The sequence below is a fragment of the Ideonella azotifigens genome (assembly GCF_021043325.1).
In the GTDB taxonomy this organism is placed as follows: domain Bacteria; phylum Pseudomonadota; class Gammaproteobacteria; order Burkholderiales; family Burkholderiaceae_C; genus Ideonella; species Ideonella azotifigens.
Window position 1 is genome coordinate 1 of record NZ_JAJNKD010000035.1, and the last position, 8,380, is coordinate 8,380.

At 68.7% G+C, this 8,380-nt stretch carries 10 protein-coding genes; all 10 read left to right on the top strand.

The genetic code is table 11. The annotated features are described in order from the left end of the window. Positions 1 to 210, top strand: a 210-nt coding sequence (locus tag LRH25_RS32280; protein ID WP_211361405.1) for a hypothetical protein, incomplete at its 5' end; no start/stop codon positions are given. 389 nt (positions 211 to 599) lie between these two features. Then, a complete protein-coding gene (locus tag LRH25_RS32285) occupies positions 600 to 812 on the top strand; it encodes a hypothetical protein (protein ID WP_141288054.1) in 213 nt (70 codons plus the stop codon). 17 nt (positions 813 to 829) lie between these two features. After that, positions 830 to 3,190 carry a secretin GspD/PilQ domain-containing protein gene (locus LRH25_RS32290; protein ID WP_141288053.1) on the top strand — a complete coding sequence of 787 codons (2,361 nt, stop codon included), beginning with the start codon at positions 830 to 832 and terminating at the stop codon, positions 3,188 to 3,190. Next, complete coding sequence (locus LRH25_RS32295; protein ID WP_141288052.1) at positions 3,187 to 3,654, top strand: type II secretion system protein; 468 nt, start codon at positions 3,187 to 3,189, stop codon at positions 3,652 to 3,654. Before LRH25_RS32290 ends, LRH25_RS32295 begins: the two co-directional genes overlap by 4 nt. Beyond that, complete coding sequence (locus LRH25_RS32300; protein WP_141288051.1) at positions 3,654 to 4,067, top strand: type II secretion system protein; 414 nt, start codon at positions 3,654 to 3,656, stop codon at positions 4,065 to 4,067. The genes LRH25_RS32295 and LRH25_RS32300 overlap by 1 nt, the downstream gene beginning before the upstream one ends. Next, positions 4,054 to 4,557: a type II secretion system protein gene (locus LRH25_RS32305; protein ID WP_141288050.1), complete on the top strand. Its 504-nt coding sequence runs from the start codon at positions 4,054 to 4,056 to the stop codon at positions 4,555 to 4,557. The genes LRH25_RS32300 and LRH25_RS32305 overlap by 14 nt, the downstream gene beginning before the upstream one ends. Further along, the gene (gene gspG / locus LRH25_RS32310) at positions 4,554 to 5,003 is read left to right on the top strand and encodes a type II secretion system major pseudopilin GspG (protein ID WP_141288049.1); all 450 of its coding nucleotides are present in this window, start codon (positions 4,554 to 4,556) and stop codon (positions 5,001 to 5,003) included. Before LRH25_RS32305 ends, gspG begins: the two co-directional genes overlap by 4 nt. Before the next feature lie 21 nt (positions 5,004 to 5,024). Continuing rightward, positions 5,025 to 6,209: a type II secretion system F family protein gene (locus LRH25_RS32315; protein WP_170200893.1), complete on the top strand. Its 1,185-nt coding sequence runs from the start codon at positions 5,025 to 5,027 to the stop codon at positions 6,207 to 6,209. After that, the gene (locus tag LRH25_RS32320) at positions 6,206 to 7,870 is read left to right on the top strand and encodes a GspE/PulE family protein (protein WP_141288047.1); all 1,665 of its coding nucleotides are present in this window, start codon (positions 6,206 to 6,208) and stop codon (positions 7,868 to 7,870) included. Before LRH25_RS32315 ends, LRH25_RS32320 begins: the two co-directional genes overlap by 4 nt. A gap of 49 nt (positions 7,871 to 7,919) precedes the next feature. Further along, a partial coding sequence (locus LRH25_RS32325) for a hypothetical protein (protein ID WP_141288046.1) occupies positions 7,920 to 8,380 on the top strand: 461 nt, incomplete at its 3' end.

Below are 8,380 nucleotides of genomic sequence, written 5' to 3' on the forward strand. Positions count from 1 at the left end.
GCCGGCAGCCCCTACCGAAGCTCGCTGATGCAAGCTGAGGTGAGAGGCCGGTACCCGCAACTCAAAGGCTGGCTGCGCGACATGCTGGCGCGCCACCCCTACATGCTGGCCCTGGGCTCGCTGGACATTCGCCGTGGCGCAGCAACCGAGAGTGGCGTGGTGGAAGCCACACTGGAATTCCGCGTGTTCGAACGAGCGCCGCAACCGTGAACGCGACGGCACAACCGCCTGCCCAGCGCCGCCTGCACCCGGTCTTGATGGCAGCCCTTGGGTCAAGCGTGCTGGCCAGCGCATGGGCCATCTTCTGGCCTCCGGGCGAGGTGCAGGTTCCCGAATCACGCACGCGCGCGCAGGCTGTGCCGGCCATTTCAGCGGCGGCATCACCGCCAGCGTCCACGCCCGTTTCCTCGGCGCTTGCCGTCAGACAAGGCAGCGCCAGTGCCGAGCCCGATCCCGTGGTCCTCAGCGAAGCCACGCGCGACCCGTTCTATCCCGATGCTTCAGCGCCTACAGGCAAGCCCGCCAAGCCTGCCGCGCAGCCCACCCCCCAAGCGCTTGCCCCAGCCAACATCGATCCGCCGCCGCCCCAAGCCCCGCCCATGACCCACCGCGTCCTCGGCCGCTTTGCCGGCCCGGACGGCGCGCGCCTGCTGTTCGTGCAGGACGGCCAGCAGGCCGTGGTCGCAGCGCCCGGCGTGGAGCTGAGCAGCGGCTACCGCATCGAAGCCATCACCGCCACCGAGATCCGGCTGCGCCACCCTTTGCTCATGCCCACCGTGAGCCTGCCCCTGCCTGCCGAAGCGGCCCCTTGATGGCCAATTTTTGATCCATGACGATGTTGTCCTCTCTTGTCCGGTCCATTCCGCTTGCGGGCGCAAAGCGCGGCGCACGTGTGCTGTGCCTCTCCGCATTGTTTGGCGCCACGCTGCTGGGCCTGTCCGGCTGTGCCGGCCTCGTCCAGCACGAAGCCAGCGAACAAGCCGCCAGCGGCCAACCTGAACAAGCCTTGCGCACGCTGGAGGACGGTCTGCGCCGCTACCCGGAAGATGCCAACCTTCGAGCGCAGTACCTCACGCTGCGCGACGCCACCTTGCAAGGCTGGCTGGACGATGCCGCGCGGCAACGAAGTGCCGGCCGGCCTGACGAAGCCGAACGCCTGATCGCACGCGCGCTCGCCCTGGATGCCACCAACGGACGTGCCCAAGCCATGCTGGCCCAGCTGCGCCTCAACCGCCGGCTCGCCAGCGTGCTCGACGAGGCCCAAGGCCTGCACACCCGAGGCCAGTTGACGGCGGCCCTGCGCGTGATCGACGAAGGCCTCAAGTCCGACCCACAACACGCTGGCCTGCAAGCGCTGAAGCTGCAGATCCAGGCCGCGCAGCGCAGCCAGCAGTTGCAGTCCTCCCAAGCAGGCCTCGCCGAACAGCGGCCCATCTCGCTGGACTTCCGGGATGCCGGCCTGCGCCAGGTGCTGGACCTGGTCAGCCGCAACAGCGGGCTGAACTTCGTGCTGGACAAGGACATCCGGCAGGACCTGAAGGTCACCGTCTACCTCAAGCAGGTGCGCGTGGAAGACGCGCTGGACCTCATCGTCAGCACCCACCAGCTCGCTCGCAAGGTGCTGGACGATCGCACCGTGCTGATCTACCCGAACACGCCGGACAAGCAGCGCGAATACCAGGAGCAGGTCATCCGCGTCTTCTACCTGGCCAGTGCCGAGGCCAAGGGCGCGGCCAGCTTCCTGAAGTCCATGCTCAAGCTCAAGGACCCCTTCGTGGACGAGCGCAGCAACATGCTGGCCCTGCGCGAGGCGCCGGAGACCGTGGCACTTGCCGAACGGCTCATCGGCCTGTACGACACGCAGGAACCGGAAGTGCTGCTGGAACTCGAAGTGCTGGAGATCCGCTCGACCCGGCTGACCGAGCTGGGCTTGCAGGTGCCCAGCAGCATCAGCCTGTCGGCGCTGGCGCCCAGCTCCGGTGGCGGCCTGACCATTGCCAACCTGCGGAACCTGGACGACGGGCGCATCGGCGTGTCGGTGGGCAGCGTGACGCTCAACCTGCGGCGTGAGGTGGGCGACTTCGAGATCCTGGCCAACCCGCGCGTGAGGGCTCGCAACCGAGAGAAGGCCAAGGTGCTGATCGGCGACAAGGTGCCCATCATCACCACCACCACTTCGCAGACCGGCTTTGTGAGTGACTCGGTGAGCTACCTGGACGTGGGCCTGAAGCTGGAGATTGAACCCACCATCTATGCCAACGACGAAGTGCTGATCAAGCTGGCCCTGGAAGTCGGCTCACTCGCCAGCCAGATCAAGACCACCTCCGGCACCGTGGCCTACCAGATCAGCACCCGCAATGCGAGCACCGCGCTGCGCCTGAAGGACGGCGAGACCCAACTGCTCGCCGGCCTGCTGAGCAAGGAAGACCGCACCAGCGCGAGCCGCATTCCGCTGGTGGGCGACGTGCCGGTGCTGGGCCGCCTGTTCAGCAGCCAACTCGACGACGGCAGCCGCACGGAGCTGGTCCTGGCCATCACACCGCGCATCGTGCGCAACCTGCGGCAACCCGATCCAAGCGAAGCCGAACTCTGGGTGGGCACCGAGGCCTACACCCGGCTGCGCCAGGTGGGCGGCCGCGTGGCGCCTGAGCTGCCGGCCAAGCCGGACGGCAACAAGGCCACCGCACCTGCCACTGCTCCCGCCCCCAATGCAGCCCCAAATGCCGCGCCCGCTGCTGGCCCGGCGGTCGGCAACGAGAATCTGCCGCTGCTGCCCATGACCTTCCAGTGGCAGGGCCCGGCCACCGTCAAGGCTGGGCAGGTCTTCACGCTCGCACTCGATGGCGAGACCCCCCTGGGCCTGCGCAGCCTGAACCTGGGCCTGCAGGGCGTGCCGGGCGCTTTGCACGTCACCGAGTCGGCAGCTGGCGACTTCTGGGGCCGGGATCCGCAGACGCCGGTGAGCCTGAGCGCTTCTGATGATGAAGACACCGGCGCGATTGACACCGGCGCGCTGCGCTCCAAGCCCACCGTCGCGCCAGGCAAGGGCCGCTTGTTCGAGTGGCGCATGGTGGCGCCCAAGCCTGGTCGCTACAGCCTGTCAATGGGCGCCGCCAGCGTCGTCACGGGCGACGGCCAGCGGGGCAAGGCCACGCCGCCGCCTGCCTTCACCGTCGAGGTCCAGCCGTGAAGGCACTCAAGCCTGGCGGCTACACGCTGGTGGAACTGCTGGCGGTGCTGGCCGTGCTGTCCATCCTGGCGATGGGCGCCATGCCGATGGCCGAGATGGCCGCGCAGCGGCAGAAGGAGCAGGCCCTGCGGGACGCGCTGTGGGAGATCCGCGGCGGGCTGGACGCCTACAAGAAGGCTGTGGACTCCGGCCAGATCGCCCGCGAGGCCGGCGGCTCCGGCTACCCGCCCAAGCTCGCCAGCCTGACCGAAGGCGTGATGGACGTGCACGGCCAGCCGCGCTACTTCCTCAGGCGCTTGCCGCGGGATCCTTTTGCATCGCCTGAACTGACCGCGGAGGCCAGCTGGGCCTTGCGCAGCTACGACAGCCCGCCGGAGGCGCCGCACGCTGGTGCCGACGTGTTTGATGTCCAGTCCAGTTCAACCGCCAAGGGCAGCAATGGCGTGCCCCTGAAGGACTGGTGATGGCGCGCTCCTGCAAACGCCCAACGCTCGGCCCATCGCTGCGCCCGCCCGCCGGCTTCACCCTGATCGAGCTGCTGGTCGTGCTCGCGGCCCTGGCGCTGCTGTTGGGCCTGGCCGTGCCGCGTTACGTCGAGCATGTGGACCGGGCCCGCGAGATCGTGCTCAAGCAGAACCTGCGCGCCATGCGCGACGCCATCGACAAGTTCAACGCCGACCGCGGCCGCTACCCCTCGGAACTCGCCGAGTTGGCCAAGGAGCGCTACCTGCGCGAAGTCCCGCCGGACCCGGTCACCGACAGCGTGCTCACCTGGACCGTGGTGCCACCACCGTCGGGCGCGCAAGGCCAGGTCTACGACGTGCACAGCGGTGCCGCGGGCCTGTCGCGAGATGGGAGCCTGTATGCGGCCTGGTGACCCTCGCAAGGCGCGCCAGCCCCAGTCCCTGCGCGTGGCGCAACAGGGCATGGGCTGGGTGTTCGTGCTGCTGCTGCTGGCGGTGGCCAGCACGGCAGCCTCGCTGGTCGCCCAGCGCTGGGCCGATCAGATCGCGCGCGAGAACGAGCGGCAACTGCTTCGCGTGGGGGATGCCTACGCTGCGGCGCTGGCCCGCTACCGCGCCAGCACGCCGGGCGGGGATGCACGTTTTCCGGGAAGCCTGGAGGACTTGCTGACCGACAGACGTGCCGCTGTGGTTCGGCGGCACTTGCGGGCGCTGTATCCGGACCCGCTCACGGGCCAAGCGGACTGGGCGCTGCTGCGCGATGCGCGCGGCGACATCTCGGGCGTGCGCAGCCGGTCCGACAAGAAGCCGTGGGCGCAAGTGCCGCAGCAGCTGGAGTTCAGCGACCTGCCTGCGGCCACGCACTATTCCGATTGGGTTTTTACGCCAAGGTTGTCTTCATGAATGTCGTTTTGAGCCGGCCCATCTCTCCCGTCGCCCTTGCTGCCAAGGCGCGTGGCTTCACCTTGCTTGAGCTGCTGGTGGTGGTGCTGATCATCGGCTTGTTGACCGGCATCGTCGGGCCGCGCCTGATGGGGCAGATCGGCCGCTCGGAGGTCACCGCGGCCAAGGCGCAGATCGATGCGCTGGACAAGGCAGTGCAGGCCTATCGCCTGGACATGGGGGGCTTTCCGAGCACTGAGCAAGGGCTGGCGGCGCTGATGGCCGCGCCTGACGGCAATGCGCGCTGGCGTGGCCCCTACATGAAGAACGCGATCCCCACCGACCCATGGGGCTCGCCGTACCAGTACCGCATGCCGGGCACGAGCGGCCGGGACTACGACATCCTCAGCCTCGGGCACGACAAGCGTACCGGCGGCTCTGGCGACGACGCCGATCTCAGCAACTGACGCGCCTGCGTGGCACTGAACATGGACTTCGAAGCCCGCTTGTTCGACCCCGCCAGCCGCGCGGTCGAGCTGCGCCGGTTGCAGGCCGACGACGAGCCGGCTGCGCGTGCCTTGCTCTCGGCGACCGGGCACACGGTGCTGGAGCTGCGGACCCTGCGCGGTCGCCGGCAGGCGGCCGCTGGGGGCAAACGCAAGGAAGACCTGGCCCTGTGGTGCCGCGAGCTTCGCGCCTTGCTGCAAGCGGGCATGTCGGTGGTGGAAGCGCTGGATGCACTGGCCGCGGCGGCAGGGCCAGCGTCCATGCACGAGGCCTTGCTGGCCAGGCTGCGCGAAGGCAAGAGCCTGTCCACCGCGATGCAGCAAGTGGGCGGCTTCCCCGCCTTGCTGGTGGCCTCGGTGCGCGCCAGCGAGCGCACCAGCGACCTCACGCACGCGCTGGACGCTTTCCTGCGCTTTGACGACATGGTGGGCGGCCTGCGGCGCAAGGTGATCAGCGCGGCGCTGTACCCGGCCGTCGTCGTGGGGCTGGGCAGCCTGATCGCGGTGTTCCTGCTGCTGGTGGTGATCCCGCGCTTTGCGAAGCTGTACTCGGAGGCCGGCGCGGGTGTGAGCACCGCCACGCGTGGGTTGTTGGCCTTCAGCGCCTTGCTCTCGGCGCAGCCCTGGCTTGCTCCTGTGGGTTTGGCCTTGCTGTTCACCGGCGTGCTCTGGGCCTTGAGTGGGACGCGGCCGGCACAACTGCTGGCCTGGCTGCTGCGCGTCTGGCCCTGGCTTGCGGTGCAGGCCGGCCACTTCGAGCGCGCACGGCTCTTCGAAGCGTTGGCCCTGCTGGTGCACGGCGGCTACAGCCTGCACGAGGCGCTGGGGGTGTGCCTGACCCTGGCGCAGGCGCCGGAGATGCATGCCAGGCTGACGCAGGCCAGGTTGCGCATCGAGCAAGGGGCGGCGGCGTCGGTGAGCTTTGATTCGGTGGGGCTGACGGATCCGGTGACCGAGCGGCTCATTCGCGCAGGCGAGCGAGGTGGCGAGTTCGACCGGGTATTGCGCGCCATCGCCGAGCGGCATCGCCAGACCTTCGAGACCTTCATCGAGCGCGCCACGCGCATCGTCGAGCCGGTGCTGCTGCTGGGCGTCGCGCTGATGGTGGGCAGCATGGTGGTGCTCTTGTACATGCCGATCTTCGACATTGCGGGGTCTGTGCGATGAGCAGCCCCAAGACCGCCCCTGTACCGACCGCATCCGCCGTCCTGGCCGAGCTCAGCAAAGCGCGCGCAGCGGATGCGGGCACGGTGCTCGATGCCTTGCGCCGCCAACAGCCTGGCTGGCCCTGGGAGGCTTTGCTGCCGGCGCATTCAGGCGTTCGCACCAGTGCCGGCCTTGCCGATCTGGTCAGCCTGCCGACGCGGCTGGCCCTGCCGGTGGGCGTGGCCATCGTGCGCGAGGGTGCAGGGATCAGCTTCCTGGCCATGGCCGACCCCTGGGATGACCGCGCATTGCAGCGTGCCAGCGCGATTCTCGGCCAGGCGCTGGAGCCGCTGGCTGCGAGTGCCGATGAACTGGCGAGGTGGCATGTGCTGCTCGACGCTGCGTCGGGCGCGCCAGCGTTCCCTGGGCCTGCATCGGCTGCCCCGGCTACCAGCACAAGCGCTGGCTCGGCCAACGGCTCGGTCATTGTCGATTTCGTGGACCGGGCACTGCTCGCCGCCTGGCGCACCGGTGCCAGCGACGTGCACTTCGAGTGCGACCGGCAAGGGCTCACCGTCAAGCACCGGCTGGACGGCGTGATGGCCAAGTTCGAACGCCTGGAAGGCTTCCAGTTGGCCGAGGAGGTGATCTCGCGGCTCAAGGTGCTGTCCCAGCTCGACATCACCGAGCGCCGCCTGCCGCAGGACGGTCGCTTCCGCTTCCGGTTCGAAGGGCGCGAGGTCGACCTGCGGGTCTCCATCATGCCCAGCGTGTTTGGCGAGGACGCGGTGTTGCGGCTGCTGGACAAGTCCACGTTGCGCAGCAAGGGCGACGACGTCACGCTGGACGCCCTGGGCTTCGATGCGGACAGTGCCTTCCGGCTGCGGCACCTCGCGCGCCTGCCTCACGGCATGCTGCTCGTCACCGGGCCGACCGGCAGCGGCAAGACGACTTCGGTCTATGCGGCGCTCTCGGAGATCAACACCGGGCTGGAGAAGATCATCACGATCGAAGACCCGGTGGAGTACGAACTGCCGGGCGTGCTTCAAATTCCGGTCAACGAGAAGAAGGGGCTGACCTTCGCACGAGGGCTGCGCAGCATCCTGCGCCACGACCCGGACCGCATCCTGGTCGGCGAGATCCGGGATGGTGAGACGGCCGAGATCGCGGTGCAGTCGGCGCTCACGGGGCACCTGGTGTTCACGACCGTGCACGCGAATTCGCTGTTCGACGTGATCGGGCGCTTCCGGCACTTCGGGCTGGACATGTTCGGCTTCGTGTCCTCGCTCAATGGCGTCGTCGTCCAGCGGCTCATGCGGCGGCTGTGCCAGGCCTGTGCCACCAGCGCACCGCCTTCTGCGGAAGAAGCCGCGTGGTGGGCAAGACATGAAGCGACGTTCGGGCCGATGCCGGCGGAGCTGCCTCGCGCACAAGGCTGCCAGCACTGCCACGGCACCGGCTACCGGGGCCGCTTCGTGATCGCCGAGGTGCACGTCATTGGCGACCACCTGCGCGACCGGATCCTGGGCGGTGCAGAGGTCACGGAGTTGAAGCGCCTGGCGTTCGAAGGCGATGTCGGGCCTGCCGGCAAGGTGCAGCCATTGCTGCAGCAAGCCATCCGCCGCATCCAGCAATCGCAATCCACTTTGGAGGAACTGTTTCGTGTGGTGGGACAGGTCTGATAGGGCGGGTAGGACGGGCGACATCTACCTGGCGGGTCGCACGCTGGCCGTGCGTGTCGATGGCGAGGTCCGTGTCGAGCCGATCACGGAGGAGGACTGGCGTGCGAAGTTGGCGCAAGGCTTGGCTGACAGGCCACAACGGCGTTGGCGCGTGTGGCTGGGCGGCAACCGGTGTGCGTTGCACAGCGTCGATCCGGTGGTGGGACTGCGCAGCATTGAAGAGGCGGAGATCGCGCTGAGTGCGAGCCTTGGCCACGGGGACGCCGCGGTCGAAGCCAGATTGGCGACATGGCCGCAGCCCAAGGATTCGCCGTGGATCGTGGGCACGACGCCCGCCGGATTGGTGGGCGATCTCGCCGCCATGGCGGCGAGCGCCGACGCCAGCTTGGCGAGCGTCCGGCCGTGGTGGTGGGCTCACGCCGTGCCCAAAGGAGAGGGCGCTGCGTTCTGTGATGGCGAATGCATCAGCTACTGGCGCGTGGACGCGAAGGGGCGCATCGGCGCTGCGGC